The sequence below is a fragment of the Streptomyces sp. NPDC031132 genome, from assembly GCF_055570595.1.
On sequence record NZ_JBVIGX010000004.1, the window covers coordinates 314,225 to 329,301 of the forward strand.

16 protein-coding genes and 1 pseudogene are annotated in these 15,077 nt (G+C 72.8%); 5 read left to right on the forward strand and 12 right to left on the reverse strand.

Features of this window, described 5'->3' with window-relative positions:
- Positions 1 to 300 precede the first annotated feature (300 nt).
- Positions 301 to 675: an RNA polymerase-binding protein RbpA gene (locus tag ACZ49B_RS09060; RefSeq protein ID WP_007262928.1), complete on the forward strand. Its 375-nt coding sequence runs from the start codon at positions 301 to 303 to the stop codon at positions 673 to 675.
- A gap of 120 nt (positions 676 to 795) precedes the next feature.
- On the opposite strand, the gene fxsA is transcribed toward ACZ49B_RS09060, so the two are convergent.
- The 4 genes from fxsA to ACZ49B_RS09080 form a co-directional block, all read right to left on the reverse strand.
- The gene (gene fxsA / locus ACZ49B_RS09065; protein ID WP_468302264.1) at positions 796 to 1,383 is read right to left on the reverse strand and encodes an FxsA family membrane protein; all 588 of its coding nucleotides are present in this window, start codon (positions 1,381 to 1,383) and stop codon (positions 796 to 798) included.
- A gap of 64 nt (positions 1,384 to 1,447) precedes the next feature.
- On the reverse strand, positions 1,448 to 2,257 hold the full coding sequence (locus ACZ49B_RS09070) for a polyprenol monophosphomannose synthase (RefSeq protein ID WP_468302266.1): 810 nt from the start codon (positions 2,255 to 2,257) through the stop codon (positions 1,448 to 1,450).
- A 328-nt stretch (positions 2,258 to 2,585) separates the two neighbouring features.
- Positions 2,586 to 4,220 carry an amidohydrolase gene (locus tag ACZ49B_RS09075; RefSeq protein ID WP_468302269.1) on the reverse strand — a complete coding sequence of 545 codons (1,635 nt, stop codon included), beginning with the start codon at positions 4,218 to 4,220 and terminating at the stop codon, positions 2,586 to 2,588.
- 67 nt (positions 4,221 to 4,287) lie between these two features.
- Positions 4,288 to 4,728: an Lrp/AsnC family transcriptional regulator gene (locus tag ACZ49B_RS09080; protein ID WP_030011705.1), complete on the reverse strand. Its 441-nt coding sequence runs from the start codon at positions 4,726 to 4,728 to the stop codon at positions 4,288 to 4,290.
- Positions 4,729 to 4,945: 217 nt separating this feature from the next.
- On the opposite strand from ACZ49B_RS09080, the gene ACZ49B_RS09085 reads away from it, so the two are divergent.
- Positions 4,946 to 5,389 (forward strand): hypothetical protein, encoded by a 444-nt coding sequence (locus ACZ49B_RS09085; protein ID WP_468302272.1) that lies wholly within the window; start codon positions 4,946 to 4,948, stop codon positions 5,387 to 5,389.
- A 52-nt stretch (positions 5,390 to 5,441) separates the two neighbouring features.
- Here the strand turns inward: ACZ49B_RS09085 and ACZ49B_RS09090 are convergent, their stop codons facing one another.
- Together ACZ49B_RS09090 and ACZ49B_RS09095 are read right to left on the reverse strand one after the other, a co-directional pair.
- Complete coding sequence (locus ACZ49B_RS09090) at positions 5,442 to 6,542, reverse strand: phosphotransferase family protein (protein WP_468302275.1); 1,101 nt, start codon at positions 6,540 to 6,542, stop codon at positions 5,442 to 5,444.
- 41 nt (positions 6,543 to 6,583) lie between these two features.
- A complete protein-coding gene (locus ACZ49B_RS09095) occupies positions 6,584 to 7,717 on the reverse strand; it encodes an Rv3169 family protein (protein ID WP_468302277.1) in 1,134 nt (377 codons plus the stop codon).
- 232 nt (positions 7,718 to 7,949) lie between these two features.
- Between ACZ49B_RS09095 and ACZ49B_RS09100 the strand changes: the two genes are divergently transcribed.
- Both ACZ49B_RS09100 and ACZ49B_RS09105 read left to right on the forward strand, forming a co-directional pair.
- Complete coding sequence (locus ACZ49B_RS09100; protein ID WP_468302280.1) at positions 7,950 to 8,186, forward strand: hypothetical protein; 237 nt, start codon at positions 7,950 to 7,952, stop codon at positions 8,184 to 8,186.
- A 78-nt stretch (positions 8,187 to 8,264) separates the two neighbouring features.
- Positions 8,265 to 9,062: a phytanoyl-CoA dioxygenase family protein gene (locus ACZ49B_RS09105; protein ID WP_468302283.1), complete on the forward strand. Its 798-nt coding sequence runs from the start codon at positions 8,265 to 8,267 to the stop codon at positions 9,060 to 9,062.
- A gap of 27 nt (positions 9,063 to 9,089) precedes the next feature.
- Here the strand turns inward: ACZ49B_RS09105 and ACZ49B_RS09110 are convergent, their stop codons facing one another.
- From ACZ49B_RS09110 to ACZ49B_RS09135, 6 genes and pseudogenes are all read right to left on the reverse strand, one after another.
- A complete protein-coding gene (locus tag ACZ49B_RS09110; protein WP_468302480.1) occupies positions 9,090 to 9,374 on the reverse strand; it encodes a GNAT family N-acetyltransferase in 285 nt (94 codons plus the stop codon).
- Between the two features lie 130 nt (positions 9,375 to 9,504).
- The gene (locus ACZ49B_RS09115; RefSeq protein ID WP_030298892.1) at positions 9,505 to 10,677 is read right to left on the reverse strand and encodes an acyl-CoA dehydrogenase family protein; all 1,173 of its coding nucleotides are present in this window, start codon (positions 10,675 to 10,677) and stop codon (positions 9,505 to 9,507) included.
- A gap of 477 nt (positions 10,678 to 11,154) precedes the next feature.
- Positions 11,155 to 11,667, reverse strand: a pseudogene (locus ACZ49B_RS09120) (TetR/AcrR family transcriptional regulator); the annotation flags it as partial.
- A gap of 226 nt (positions 11,668 to 11,893) precedes the next feature.
- Positions 11,894 to 12,046 (reverse strand): SCO1431 family membrane protein, encoded by a 153-nt coding sequence (locus tag ACZ49B_RS09125; RefSeq protein WP_468302286.1) that lies wholly within the window; start codon positions 12,044 to 12,046, stop codon positions 11,894 to 11,896.
- 126 nt (positions 12,047 to 12,172) lie between these two features.
- Positions 12,173 to 12,601, reverse strand: coding sequence for an SPW repeat protein (locus ACZ49B_RS09130; protein ID WP_468302289.1), 429 nt, complete (start codon positions 12,599 to 12,601; stop codon positions 12,173 to 12,175).
- A 96-nt stretch (positions 12,602 to 12,697) separates the two neighbouring features.
- Entirely contained in the window at positions 12,698 to 14,116 is a 1,419-nt protein-coding gene (locus ACZ49B_RS09135) for a C39 family peptidase (RefSeq protein ID WP_468302292.1), read from the reverse strand.
- 133 nt (positions 14,117 to 14,249) lie between these two features.
- Here ACZ49B_RS09135 and ACZ49B_RS09140 point away from each other — a divergent pair, with 133 nt between their 5' ends.
- Positions 14,250 to 14,885: a uridine kinase family protein gene (locus tag ACZ49B_RS09140; protein WP_468302295.1), complete on the forward strand. Its 636-nt coding sequence runs from the start codon at positions 14,250 to 14,252 to the stop codon at positions 14,883 to 14,885.
- The last annotated feature ends 192 nt before the right edge of the window (positions 14,886 to 15,077 follow it).

Genomic DNA, 15,077 nt, shown 5'->3' on the forward strand with positions numbered 1-15,077 from the left:
AGCGGATCCGGCCCGGATCTTCATACGAATTCCGAACGGATTTCGACGTTGAAGCGAAGGGCCGGTAGTGTACGCCTTTGGCCTGCCAGCCGGACCGTTACTGCGCGCTAAAGAACTGAAGACGTTGGGTGACATCTGCTGCCAGATGTGACAAAACGGGCACTGGTGGGTACAACAAGGGGCGGCACGACGGGCGACGCATCACCCGGAGCGGGAATCTATACCGCCGACCGGACGTTGACCGGATGACGACGACAGCGACACCTGTCCTGTGGGCGAAAAGCCCGGGAGGCACGATTCATGAGTGAGCGAGCTCTCCGCGGTACGCGGCTCGTGGTTACCAGCTACGAGACGGACCGCGGCATCGATCTGGCCCCGCGCCAGGCGGTGGAGTACGCATGCCAGAACGGACATCGATTTGAGATGCCGTTCTCGGTTGAGGCAGAGATTCCGCCGGAGTGGGAGTGCAAGGCGTGCGGCGCCATGGCACTCCTGGTGGACGGGGACGGGCCCGAAGAGAAGAAGGGCAAGCCTGCGCGAACGCACTGGGACATGCTCATGGAGCGGCGCACCCGCGAGGAACTGGAGGAAGTGCTGGCCGAGAGGCTGGCGGTCCTGCGTTCCGGCGCCATGAACATTGCCGTGCATCCGCGGGACAGCCGCAAGTCCGCCTGACAGCCGGACGTAAAGAACAAAGCCGAGGGCCCCTGCCACGAACTGTGGCAGGGGCCCTCGGCTTGTTCCGGCTGCGGCCCGTCTGCGGTGGGCGCCGGTACGGCGCGCACCGTACGGGGCTCAGGGCGCCAGCGGCGGCCGGTACCCGGCGTCCGGGCCCGGCTGCTGCGGCCCGTCCTCGCGAATGACCTCGCCCTGGACGACCTTGCCGTCGGGGTGGTGGATGCGGGCCTGCTGGAAGGCGTCGCCGAAGCTCCCGGCCGGAGCCGTGGCCATCTTGCGCTCCAGGGAGCCGGCGACCCGGCGGCCGATCCACGCCCGGACGGGCGGGAGCAGGCAGAGCAGGCCGGCCACGTCGGAGACCAGGCCCGGCAGGATCAGGAGCAGGCCGGCCAGCATGGTGAGGCCGTTGCCGCTGCCCGACTGCTGTTTCGTCGCCTGGGGCGGGGGCTGCTGCCCCTGCTGAGCCTGCTGGAAGGTGGTCGTCAGGTTCTTGAAGGCACGCCGCCCGGCCCGCTTGATGACCACGACGCCGAGCACGATTCCGCCCGCGAGCAGCGCGGCGACGGTCAGCCCGCCGGCCGCGTCGGCGACCAGGCTGAGCAGCCAGATCTCCAGGATCAGCCAGGCGGCGACCGCCAGGGGGAGGAACGTGCGGGCGCGCGAGCGCCGTCGGGGGGCCGTCGAAAGGGGAACGCCGGTCGTCATGACACCCAGTGTGCCTGGGGCGGCGTAAAAGCGACCTCAGCCCCCTAGGGGTGTCCGGTACCCGTCAGGCGCGGTTCCCGCCCCTGTCCGAGCCCCTGTCCGCCCCCTTGGGCTTGCCCTGGCCGGTCAGCTTCGCCGCGTGGGCCTTGAGCCCCCACTGGGTGACCCGCCAGAGGGCCTCCACGACGATGTCCCTGCTCATCTTGCTGTCGCCGAACTCGCGCTCGACGAAAGTGATCGGCACCTCGACGACGCGGAAACCCTGGCGCACGGCCCGGCGGGCCAGGTCGACCTGGAAGCAGTAGCCCGCCGAGGCCACCTCGTCGAGGCCCAGCCCCTCCAGGGTCTCGCGGCGGAAGGCGCGGTAGCCGCCCGTCACGTCGCGGATCGGGACGTCCAGCATCAGCCGCGAGTACGTCGAGCCGCCGCGGGAGAGGAACTCCCGGCTCTTGGGCCAGTTGACCACCCGGCCGCCCGGCACCCAGCGCGAGCCCAGGACCAGGTCGGCCCCGGCCAGTGCGGTGAGCAGCCGCGGCAGCTCCTCCGGCTGGTGGGAGCCGTCGGCGTCCATCTCGACGAGCACGCCGTAGTCGCGCTCCAGGCCCCAGGCGAAGCCGGCCAGATAGGCGGCGCCGAGGCCCTCCTTGCCCCTGCGGTGCAGGACGTGCACGTGGTCGTCGCCGGCCGCCAGCTCGTCGGCGAGCTTGCCGGTGCCGTCGGGGCTGTTGTCGTCCGCGACCAGGACGTGCGCCTCGGGCACCGCCGCGCGCACGCGGGCGACGATCGGCCGGATGTTCTCCGCCTCGTTGAAGGTCGGAATGATCACCAAGGCCGTGCCGAGCGGTCCGTGGCTTCGCTGTCCGCCGTCACTCACCGGGTCCGCCTTCGTGTTCTCGTACGTCCTGTCACAGAGGACGACTCTAGAACAGTGGTCGGGGCCCGCGGTCCTTCGGGCCGGTCAGGCTCCCGCTGGCTGCGGGTCGCCGTGACCGTTGTCTACTGGGCCGCAGGGCCCCGACGCGGGGCCACCCTCCCCCGAGCTCCTTCGGAGCAGGGGGGACTCCCATCCCGGCGAAACCTTCCCTCGCCCCCGAGGCGCGGGCGCGCTGAGCAGACGGAGCCGCCCGGTACGGACGTCCGGTGGTGGACCCGGCCGAACCTATCCGGGTCCGAGCGCCCGTACCGAACCGAGGCCGACCGGATCACCCCTGTGGCCGTACGAATACCTCCCGCCCGCCGACGACCGTGGCGAGGCACACCGGCAGTTCGCGGCCGGGGGTCAGGTCGGGCAGTCCGGGGGTCCCGGAACGGGGGTCCGTGGACCAGCGGGCGACCCGGTCGTCGGGGGCCTGGACGACCAGTTCGGCGGTCTCCCAGAGCGCGTAGTCGGCGGGGGCGCCGGGCACCAGCACGCCCGCGCCGTCGCGGCCCAGGGCCCGCCAGCCGCCCCGGGTGTGGGCCGTGAAGGCGGCCCGTACGGAGATCCGGTGCTCGGGTGTGCGGTGGAAGGCGGCCGCCCGGACGGCGCCCCAGGGGTCGAACGGGGTGACCGGGGCGTCGGAGCCGAAGGCGAGGGGCACACCGGCCTTGAGCAGGGCGGCGAAGGGGTTGAGGGTACGGGCGCGCTCCGCGCCGAGCCGGTCGGCGTACATGCCGTCCTCGCCGCCCCAGGCGGCGTCGAAGGCGGGCTGTACGGAGGCGGTGAGGCCGAGGTCCGCGAAGGCGGCGATGGTGGCGGGGGTCATCATCTCGGCGTGCTCGACGCGGTGCCGGGCGGCGCGGACGCGGGCGAGGCCGACCTTCTCGGCGGCGGCGCGCACGCCCTCGACGACGGCGGTGAGGGCGGCGTCGCCGATGGCGTGGAAACCCGCCTGGAGGCCCGCCTCGGTGCATGCGGCGACGTGCTCGGCGACCTCGGCGGCGTCGAGGTAGCCGGTGCCGGTGTGGCCCGCGTCGGCGTACGGGGCGTGCAGGCAGGCGGTGTGGGAGCCGAGGGCGCCGTCCACGAAGAGGTCGCCTGCGGCGCCGATGGCGCCGAGCGCCTTGGCCTGTTCGAGGTCCCGGTCCGCCCAGTAGCCGAAGACGCGCGGTCCGGGCCGTTCGCGGGCGAGGCCCAGGAGGCCCGCGAAGTCCTCGGCGGAGGAGATGTCGGGGCCGCCGCACTCGTGGACGGAGCCGATGCCGAGGGAGGCGGCCCGGTCGAGGGCGGCCTGCTGGGCCTCGGCGCGCTGGGCGGAGGTGACGGCGGCGAGCGCGGCCCTGCGGACGGCGTGGTGGTCGTCGCGGGTCAGCGGCTCGTCGCCGCGGACGGAGACGGCCGGGACGAGGTCCAGCAAGGCGGTGGTGACCACGGCGGAATGCACGTCGATGCGGCTGAGGTAGAGCGGCCGGCCGCCTGCGGCCTCGTCGAGCTCCTCGCGGCGGGGCGCGCGGCGCTCGGGCCAGCGGGAGGCGTCCCAGCCGTGGCCGAGGAGCACCCGGTCGGCGGGGCGGCGCGCGGCGTACGCCCGGACGAGGCCGAGGGCGTCGGAGAGGGAGGCGGCGCCGGTGAGGTCGAGCCCGGTGAGGGCGAGGCCGGCGGAGGTGGTGTGGACGTGTGCGTCGGTGAAGGCGGGGGTGACGAGCGCCCCGCCGAGGTCGACGACCTCGTCGACGCCCTGCGCGAAGGCGTCGGCGGCGCCTTCGGAGCCGACCCAGGCGATGTGTCCCCGCTCGACGACCATCGCGGTGGCGAAGGGGTCGGCGGGGCTGTGTACTTCGCCCCCGCGGAGGAGGACGGTCCGTTCGGATGCGGGGGCGCCGGCGGCGTCGACGGAGCTGGCGGTGCGGTCAGTCATGCAGTTAGTTTCGCGGGTCCGCGGCCCCGCCTCGACCGCGCCCTGCGAGGGGCCCGTCGGAAAGGCGTCACACGCGGGGCGGGCGGGCCTCGTACGGGGTGGAGAGGACGACCGTGGTGCGGGTGGAGACGTGCGCCAGGGCGCGCAGGCGGCCCAGGAGGTCCTCCAGCTCCAGCGGGGTCGCGACCCGGACCTTCAGGATGTAGTTCTCGTCGCCCGCGACGCTGTGGCAGGCCTCGATCTCCGGTACGCCGGCCAGCCGGTCCGCGATGTCGTCCGGCGCGCTCGGGTCGAAGGGCTTCACCGAGATGAAGGCCGTCAGGGGCAGGCCGACGGCCTCGGGGTCGACGACGGCCGCGTACCCGCGGATCACCCCGCGCTGTTCCAGACGGCGTACTCGCTGGTGGACTGCCGACGTGGACAGTCCCGTGGCCTTGCCCAGGTCCGTGTAGCTCATCCGCCCGTCCCGCACGAGCAGATCCACGATCTGGCGGTCCAGCTCCTCCATTGCGCTCATAGCCGCTCAACCTAAGGCCCAAGGGCGCTCCAGGCACAGTGCTGTCCGCGTACAAGTGGCACCTGCGGCGGGCATGTGACCAAGGCCACAAGGGTATGGAGGCGTACGCCGGGATGTTGTGGTTACTCGTGCCGCGCGGCGGGAAGTGCTCCGTGTGGCCGAGGCCGTAGAACCTGCCCGCCCGGCCCACCCAAGGGGGAGTACAACCATGCTGAACACCAAGCGCGCCGGTCGCACCGAACCGGAGCCCGTGGAATTCAAGGAAACCGAGTACGCGGACGACGGGGAGTACCTCGAAGACGCCGACGGGTTCGAGATCCACCACGCGATCTGCCCCGACTGCGGCCAGTCGATCGCCCTCGTCGCGGACGAGGAGTTCCTGCCGGAGCACGCGCTCTGCCTGACCCCGTGGAACCCCTTCGGGCTCACGGTGTGCGCGGGCACCGGCCGGCCCGCATCGGAGGCGCTGCCGACCGTGGGCACGGGCCTCGAGGAGCCCCAGGAGCTCGAGGTCGTGCTGCTGGACCTGCCGCAGGGTCTGGACTGGCGGACGCAGCCCTTCTCGCACGTCGGCGGTCCCGGTTCGCGGCCCGTGCGGATGCCGGCGCCGGCGCTGCTGCCGCAGATGCGGCAGCACGCGCAGGCGGCCTGAGGACCTTCCCGGCCGGATCCCCGCGGATCCGGATCTGCCGCATCCGCCGGATCTACCAGTACGTGCCCTGCACCATCGCCGCGAGGCTGGCGTGGTGCAGGATCAGGCCGTCCGGGTCCGCGGGGATCTCGACCTCCCCGAAGTACGCCTGCCGGTAGGCGATCCGCAGCATCACGATCCCGTGCCGCAGGGCGGCGTACAGGGTGTGGAACTCCATGTCCCGCGGGGTGTGCCCGGTGAGTTCGGCGTACCGGCGCTCCAGGTCGGCGCGGCGCAGGAAGTCCGGCAGGCCGCTCTGGCCGAAGCCGACGGTCAGGTCCTGGAAGAAGCGGTGCAGGTAGACGGTCCAGCCCAGGTCGACCTCGCGCGGGGCGTAGGCGGCCATCTCCCAGTCCAGGACGGCCACCGGCCGGAACCCGTCGGCCTCGTAGACGACGTTGCCGATGCGGGCGTCGCCCCAGTTGAGGACGGCGGGGCCCTCGTCGGCGGGCCAGAGCTCCTCCAGCCGGTCGAAGGCCCGCTCCAGCAGCGGGGACGGGGCGAGTCCGTCGACCACCCAGGCGTAGTAGGCGCGTTGGGCGTCGACGTGGCGGCGCAGCGGGCTGCCCGTGCCCTCGGGGAGGAGGAACTCGGCCTCCTTGGCGGGGAACTGGTCGTGCAGCCGGGCCAGCAGCGAGATGCTCGCCTCCTGGAGTACGGCGCGTTCGGAGTCGCTCGCGGTGTACAGCCAGTTTCCCTCGTACGTGTAGGGCATGACGTCGGGCGGGACCCGGCCCTCGGCGCGGGCCATCACGAAGAACGGCGCTCCGAGCGGCCCGGGGTCCTGCTCCAGCCACAGCACGCGCGGGACGGGCAGGTCGGTGTGGGCGGCGACCAGGCTCATCACCCGGTGCTGGCGGGGCATGTCGTACGTGGGGAAGACGCTGTAGGCGGCCGGGTCGGCGGCGAGGCGCAGGGCGCAGGCGCGGACCGGGGTGTCGGGGTGCTCTATGTCGAAGAGCAGGGTCTCGCTGGACATGCCGTTGGATCCGGGGACGGAGATGCCTGCGATCTTCGCGCCGGGGAGCTCGGCGTCGAGCCAGGCGGCGAGGCGCCGGGCGAGTTCCTCGGGTTCGCGGGTGGAGGTGCGCGGGCGTGGTGCCGGTGCTGCCATGACTTCCCCTTTCTTCTGCTGGCTCTTGTACGGGGGCGTTGCTACGGGGCCACCGAGCCGTAGTCGGTGAAGCCGCTCGGGTCGTGGCGGCCGAAGCTGCCGTGCTCGAAGATGCCGAAGCCGGTGCGGCCGTCGAGGGTGAAGCGGGCGGAGTGGTCGGTGACGCCGAAGGCGGCCATGGGGTGGGCGGCAGGGTCGGAGAGGTCGTAGACGCGGCGGTCGGTCCAGCCGCGGCCCTGCCAGGTGCCGTGCTGCCAGTCGGCGGCGGGGGGGTAGCCGGCGCCGACGGCGAGCGGGGAGGAGTTGAGGATCTCGACGCCGAGTTCGAGGGGTTTGCGGGCCGGGTCGGCGAGGTGGACGACGGCGCTCTCGGGGTGGCGGGTGCCGGAGCGGTAGCGGATCTCGGTCTGGGGCCAGCCGAGCTGCACGTCGTGGCGGCCGCTGTCCTCGGGGAAGACCTGGACGGCCTCGTTGAGGGTGCGGTGCCCGTCGGCGTCCTCCTGGGCGATGACCATGACGAAGCGGTCCTCGAAGCGGACCGGGATCCAGAGCCAGTGGAAGCCCTCGGGCCGGTACTCCTCGGCGGCCCGGCCGCCGTCCTCGCCGGGTAGGGGACGCACGCCCCAGCTGCGGTCGCGGGTGCCGGTCCACTCGGCGGCGTCGAGGGTGTGCTCCTCGCCCTTGGCGCGCAGGGTGCCGGTGACGTTTCCGGCTTGGACGAAGCGGCGGCCTTCGAGCATGAGGCGGTCGCCGCGCCGCTGTACGTGGTGGGGTTCCCAGACGGCGGGGAACTCGGCGGTCCAGGTGATGTCGTACGAGAGCCCTGCGGGGTCGGCGGGGTCGGCGTCGCACTGGAGGGTGATCCGCTTCAGGGGTTCGTCGACGATGATCCGCAGGGGGCCGACGGAGAGGGTCATGCGGTCGTCGGTGAGGGCGTCGGAGGCGCGGACGGCGAGGAGTTCGTCGCCGGTGCGGAGGGTGGCGTAGGCGTCGATGACCCCGGCGTTGGGGTACACGCCGAGGCCGAGGATGAGGACGGCCCGGCCGGCGTGGTCGAAGACGTGGAAGATGCAGCGGTCGTAGGCGTTCCGGTCGCCGCTGACGAGGTGCTTCATCGACAGCGGGGCCTGGTGGACGGGGTATTCGTCGAGGGGTACGGGTCGGTCCGCGGGCATGGCAAACCTCCTGGGCGGGGCGGTGGCGCGGGGGTGCGGGGCCGCGGGGCGCGGCGTCGGCTCGAGCGGATATGACGGTACGTCAGAAACTGGGCTCGGGGCCAGACTTCTGTCACTCCCTGACAGCCCGGCACGTCTGGCCACTTCGGGAAGGGCGCGGCGGGGACACCTCGAACGGATACCCGGAGGGCACGGGCGATTACCCGTGGGTCGGCTGGCGCGTTGGCGCTGTATGACCACGCTCGAAACCCCTGGGGCAAGAACGGGACGGCGGCGGCGGCCGACGCCGCCCCGCTACGAAGAATCGGTTCCGCAGCGGCAGCCCGATCCGCCGATCTACCGTGCGCTGCTGGCCCGTTGGGCCGACGACGGCCGCACCCTGCCGGGCCGGCGCGATCCGGAGTGGTCCCGGGTCGTCTCCTCCCCGATCTGGCCGGGAGGCCGGCACTTCGGCGGCGGCGGTACGTAGGTCGGGGTGACCCGGCGCACCCCGGGTGCGCTCCCCGTGCGCCTCGCCGGGCCGCGGGCCGCGCGGCACGCTGGGGCCATGACCGACCCGACGCAGCTCCTGGCCGGATACCGCCGCGACGGCTTTGTCGTCGTACCTCCCCTGACCCCGCACGAGATATGGGCCCCGCTGACCGGGGAACTGCCCGCCGTCCTCGCCGAGGCGGGACCGCAGCGGTTCTTCGAGGAGGACGGCACGACCGTGCGCGCCGTCTACGGACTCCACCGCAAGGGCGGCCCCTGGCGGGCCCTGGCCGAGGCGTCACCGCTGACGGCCCTGGCCCGGCTGCTCATCGGCGAGGACATGTACGTGTACCAGTGGAAGGTCAACCCGAAGGCGGCCCGGCTCGGCGACCGCTGGCAGTGGCACCGGGACTTCGACTTCTGGCAGGCCGCCGACGGCATGCGGCGCCCGGCGGCCCTCACCGCCGCGGTCTTCCTCGACGAGGTGACCGAGGAGAACGGTCCGCTGCGCCTGATCCCGGGCACGCACACCGACCGGCCGGCCGCGGCCGGACCACCCGGGACCGGCGACGAGGAGGGTGACTGGGCCTGGATCACCTCGAGTCGGCTCGCCTACGCCCTCCCGGACCCCTCGACGGAGGAGCTCGCCCGTACCCGGGGCGCGTACGAGGCCACCGGGCCGGCCGGAACGGTGGTCCTCTTCCACGGCAATCTGGTGCACAGCTCGGGCCCGAACCGGTCCGCGCGCGCCCGCACCCTCGCCCTGATCAGCTACAACGCGGTGTCCAACGCCCCGCCCGCCGGCCATCCCGGTGCGCGCCCGGACTACTTCGTCAACCACGACGCGAAGCCGCTGCCCGTCGGGGAGGACTAGGGGGTGTCCGCAAAGTCGTGCCGCGGGTCAGGCAGGACTTCGCGGACGCCCCTGGAGCGGAAGCAGCCCCGCCTTGGTCGGGCGGAAGCCGCACCGTGCGTGGAAGGGCTCCAGGTGCGGCTCGTAGTCCACGTGCAGCCGCTGCGCGCCGGATGCCCGGGCGGCCTCGGCGGCGGCCCGGACCAGCCGGACCCCGAGGCCTCGGCGGCGTTCGTCCGGATGGACGGTGGTGTCCAGGACGAAGGCGTGAGCGCCGCCGTCGCCCGCGACGTTGACGTAGCCGACCAGGCGGCCGTCCCGCCGAGCCGTGATCCAGGCGGTGCTGCGCTCCGGTACCGGACCGAAGGAGGCCGCCCGGTGCCCCGGCCAGGGGCCGCACCGAACAGCTCGTTCAGTTCGGCATCGGCCAGGATCGGGCGCAACTCCAGGACCGGGTCGGTCATCAGCGCGACTCGGGGCCCGCCAGGTGGCGGGCGATGACCATGCGCTGGATCTGGTTCGTGCCCTCGACGATCTGGAGGACCTTCGCCTCGCGCATCAGCCGCTCCACCGGGAAGTCCGCGGTGTAGCCGTAGCCGCCGAGGACCTGGACCGCGTCCGTGGTGACGGCCATGGCGGCGTCCGTGCAGAACAGCTTGGCCATTGCCGCCTGGCGGGAGAACGGCTTGCCCGCGTCGCGCAGACGCGCCGCCGCCAGGTACAGCGCCCGGCCTGCCTCGATCTTGGTCGCCATGTCGGCGAGCATGAAGCGCAGGCCCTGGAAGTCCGCGATGGGGTGCCCGAACTGCTTGCGGTCCAGGGCGTACGTCAGGGCCTCGTCCAGGGCGGCCTGCGCGACGCCGATGGCGCAGGCGGCGATGCCCAGGCGGCCCGCGTCCAGGGCGGCCAGCGCGATGGTGAAGCCCTGGCCCTCCTCGCCGATGCGGCGCGTGTCCGGGACGCGGACCCCGTCGAAGTGCAGCTGGGCGGTGGGCGAGCCCTTCATGCCCATCTTCTTCTCGGGGACGGCGGCCGTCAGGCCCTCCGCGTCGCCCGGCACCAGGAAGGCGGTGATGCCCTTGGGGCCCTCGCCGCCGGTGCGCGCGAGGACGGTGTAGAAGTCGGCGACCCCGCCGTGGGTGATCCAGGCCTTGGTGCCGGTGATGATCCAGTCGTCGCCGTCGCGTACGGCCTTGGTCGTCAGCGAGGCGGCGTCGGAGCCCGAGGCGGGCTCCGAGAGGCAGTACGCGCCGAGGAGGCCGCCACCGAGCATGGCCGGCAGGTGGGCCTTCTGCTGCTCCTCGGAGCCGTATCCGGCGAGGCCGTGGCAGGACAGGGAGTGCACGCTGACGCCGAGCCCGACGGTCAGGCGGGCCGCCGCGAGCTCCTCCAGGACCTGGAGGTAGACCTCGTACGGCTGCTCGCCGCCGCCGTACTCGCCCGCGTACGGGAGACCGAGCAGGCCGGCCTCGGACAGCAGGGTGAAGATCGCACGCGGGAACTGCCCGGCGTCCTCCTCCTCGGCGGCCACGGGGCGGATCTCTCGCTGGGCGATCTCTCGTACAAGCGCGAGGAGGTCCCGGGACTCCTCGGTGGGCAGCTGTCGGTCCACCGGCTGCGGGGCGCGGTCAGTCATGGCGGCGCTCTCCTCCCTCGTCGGGCACGGCGGCGACGCGTGAGGTGTGGGACGCGCCGCCGGGTCTCGGTGCTCTCACAGCCGATACTGCCCTCCCGGATCACGGAAGGGGCAGTTCAGTGGCTGCGGCGGCTTGAGTATGCCCGATCAGGAGCGTCCCGTCACCGGGGCAAGATCACCGGCCCTCTCGAACGCCTCTTCGGGAAGGGGCGGCGGCGGACACTCCGGGACGAATTCCCCGATCACCGTCAGCGTCGCGCGCAGCTGGCGTACGAGCAGGGCGCCGAGCCGGGCCCGGTCGGGCTGCCGCGACGCGGCCTCGGCGGCGGGCTCCGCGGGGGCCACGGCCTCGGGCTCGGCGTCGGTCTCCGCCGCATGAGCCTCGGCGTTCGCATCCGCATCGGCATCCGCATCCGCATCGACTGCGGCATCGGCGACGACAGCGTTGTCATCGGCTTCCGCAGCGGCGGCCAGGGCGCCGATCCACTCCAGGGTGGTCCCCTCGACCGCGGACAGCCAGCCCACGAGCGCGAGCCGGGCGATCGGCGGGACGGTGCGGCGCCCGTACGCCCCTTCGGCGATGGTGGTCACCAGCTCCTCGCGGACCGCGTCGCGGATCGCCAGCACCTCGGCGTCGGAGCCGACTCCCCCGGTGACGATGGTCCGGTACGCGGCCTGGTGGTGCTCGGCGTAGGACAGATAGCCGTCGATGGTGCGGCGCACCCGCTCGACGTTCGGCAGGTCCGGTTCCCCGGCGGCGCGGGCGACGAGCTCGGCGACCGAGTCCTCGACGATGGCGAGGTAGTAGCCGCGCTTGCTCTTGAAGTAGTAGTAGATCAATCCCTTGGCGACGCCCGCCTGTTTGGCGATGTCGTCCATGGAGAGCGCGTCGTACGACGTGTCGGCGAACAACTTGCGGCCGATGGCTATGAGTTCGGCCCTGCGGACCTGCGAACGCCCGGTCGCACCACGCTGTTGACTATTATTCAAATTCGGCCCTAGCCTCGAACTGCCACAGGATGCCCGCAGTATGGCAGACCTGTCTCATGCAGTTCCCTGCGTACCGGACGGCGCACGGGGGCACGTCCACGAGCACGAACAGGGGCACACGGGGGGGGCGTCGGGCCGGACGGCGAGAAGCGCTTCCGCGCACCCGACTCCGGCCGGGATCGGCGCCGCGCCGACCGCGGCGGGCCCGCTCCCGTGGCTCCTCGGGTCAGAGCCAGCCGACCTGGGTGACGAACATGGCGACGACGACCACCAGCGTCCAGCCGAGCACGTGCTCCAGCCATGTGGGGTGGTCCTTGGGGCCGCCGGTGCGGACGAGGTTCCGGGCGCGGGAGGCGAGGGCGGAGCTGTATGCGGTCATGCCGTCCAATGTGACAGCGTTTGCGGCTTTCGCGGTAGAGACGCCCGTCACTCGTGGCGCGTCTCACGTCCCGGGACGCCACCGGGCCCCGGCCGGCTTGCGGTCGGGGCCCGGTGCGTACGGATGTCAGCCGGAGACGGCTCGGTTTCGGCCCGCCATGCCCGCCATGGCAAGGGCGAGGCACAGGGCGACGGCGCCGGTGATCACGTTGCTGAGCACGGTACGCGTCGTGCTGACATCGCCGGCGATGACCCACGGAGCCACGATCGTCCAGGCTCCGATGGCGACCGCCGTCCAGGCCATCGCGTGGGTGCGTTCATAGGCGGAGCCGAGTCCGCTCATGCACAGGCAGTACGCCAGGCCGGCGATCAGGTTGTTGATCGCCAGCGAGCTGAGGCCGCTGAACCCGGCGATCCACGGCGAGGCCGCCAGGTACAGGCCCGTGACGAGGGCGAGCGCCTCCACGGCCTGCGCGGCGGGGGTGCTGGTGACCCGCTCGAACCGCGAGCGCATCTCGGCGAGGTCGGGGTGGTGTTCGATGCTGTGGGTGGTCATGGGGGGCCGCCTCCTGTAGAAGCCTTTATGTGCCCTTTACGACTTTATGTTCCGCTTATCAGCGCCCCGGGTCAACGGGAAGTTCCGACGCTCGGATCACAGCACTCCCACCGCCCGCAGGGCCGCGATCTGGGCGAGGCTCGGGCGGGCCGGGGCGTACAGGTAGCAGATGCCTCCGGAGCCGGAGGCGACCTTTCCGGCGGAATCGTGCCGCTTCGTCCGCAACCACACGTTTTCCCACTCTCGCCGCTTGTACACGCGGCGGACGGCGGTGTTGTCGCGCGAGTTCGGGTCGTTGGCGATCACGTCCCCGGCCGCGGTGAAGCCGATGACGGTCATCAGGTGGCCGGCGGTGCCGTAGCCCGCGCCCGTGAGCTCCTCGGTGCGGAAGGACTGCGAGGTGATCGCCGGGATGCCGGACCGGACCACTGCCTCCAGGTCGGCGAGGGAGCGCAGCCGGGTGACGACCCCGGCGAGCCCGCTGTAGGTGGCGGCGTACGCGGCGTTGAAGGGCCAGTTGCCGCAGCCCTTGTAGGCGCTGTCGTAGGTGGAGCGGGCCGCGTGGCAGACCTGCGGGTCGGCGTAGCGGGAATCGACCCAGGCCAGGTCCTCGGCCGCGGGCTCGCGGCCCCAGTACTCGATGGTCATCTGGGAGGAGGTGGGGCTGCACCAGGCCTCGCCGCCGTTGTCGTACTGGGGGTACTGGCCGGTGTGGATCTCCTGCGAGTAGCGCGGGACCTTCAGCTCGTGGGCCGTGCCCGAGGGGGCGGAGGCGGGAACGGTGTACCGGTCCGGGACGCCGGAGACCATGGCCCCGGCCAGCCACACGGTCGGGCCCTGGGCGGATCCCGGCTTGCGGTGGAGGGTCAGGCGCAGCTGCCAGTGGGTGATCCGTACGCCGTTCGCCCGCGCGGGGGCGTCGACGGCCAGGGTGTCGGTCCACACGGTGGAGGTGCCGTCGGTCTGGCCGTCCACGGAGGTGCGCCGGATGTCGCCGTCGCCGGAGGCCCAGCGGCCCAGTACGTACCAGGGGGTGGTCGCGCCGCTGCCGTAGGTGGCGCGCAGTTCGACCTGGATCCAGGTGCCGGCCGGGGTGTGGGCGTTCCAGGAGGCGATGGTCTCGGTGCCGGGCACGGCGGAGCCGTGGACGGGGGAGGTCCAGGCGGCGTACTCCCAGGTGCTCTTCTTCCCGGTGTGCGGGTCGGTGTACTCGGTGCGGCCGGCCGGGGTCTCGATCACGAGGCCGGGGCGGTCGCCGGCGAGGGCGGCGGTGCCCCGGTGGGTGCCGGCCAGCCAGTGGGCGTACGAGTACCAGAACCGGTTGTCGACCGTCCCGCCGGCGGCGGCTTCGGCGGGCACCGCTTCGGCCGGCGGGTCTTGCGCGGCTTCCGCTCCGGTCTGCGGGCCGGCTCCGTGCGCTCCGGCCGCCGAAGCCCTGCCGCCGGGGAGGGTGGCCGCGGTGGCCGCTGCGAGGGCGAGGGCCAGCAGGGCCCTGCGTGGGGTGGGTGCGGTCATCGGTGTGGCCCCCAGGGGTCGGTGCGGTGGATCGGCTCCTCCACCCTTCCAGTTCCCGCCCACCCGGCGGCGAAGCCGGGCCCCGTGTCGGGGGTGACGCGGGGCGGGGGGCCGGGGGCCCTACGCTGGCCGGGTGGAGCCTCAGCAGTCACTTCCGTCCCTCGCGCGCGAACTCGCCGCCCTGCCGCCCTCCCTCGGCCCGGTCCGGCTGATCGGGATCGACGGGCATGCCGGGTCCGGGAAGAGCACGTTCGCCGGTCTGCTCGCCGAGGCGCTGGGCGGGGTGCCGGTGCTGCACCTGGACGACGTGGCCACCCACGAGGAGCTGTTCGGCTGGCCGGAGCGGCTGCGCGCGCAGGTGCTGGAGCCCCTGGCCGCCGGGCGCGCGGCCCACTGGGCCCCGTACGACTGGGTGGAGCGCCGCTTCGGCCCGGAGCAGGTGCTGGAGCCGGTGCCGGTGCTGCTGATCGAGGGGGTCGGCGCCGGCCGGCGGGCCCTGCGCCCGCATCTGGCGCGGCTGCTGTGGATGGAGACAGCGCGCGCGCAGTCGTGGGGGCGCGGGCGAAATCGGGACGGGCGTGAACTGTCCGACTTCTGGGACGGATGGGAGCGCGCGGAGCTCGCGCACTTCTCGGATGATCCTTCGCGCCCCTTCGCCGACACTTTGGTACGCCAGAGCGGTACGGGATACGAGTGGTCTTCCGGGACGGGTGCGACTGCCGGAAGGGCCACTTCTGTCACCGAAGGTGACGGACTCCCCCGGGCCTGAGCCGCTCCGGAAATCCGCTCGCGCGGGCCTGCACCGACCTGCTTGACCTGGCCCCCGGACCGGCCTTACGTTCTGAATGCGCGGTCTTTCCAGGCCGCAGCGGACACGAAGCCCCCGGTTGTTCCCCCGTGATCGGGGGCTTCGTTCTGTCCCCGCCCGGATGCGCACCGGCGCCGCAGGGGCCCGATCTCC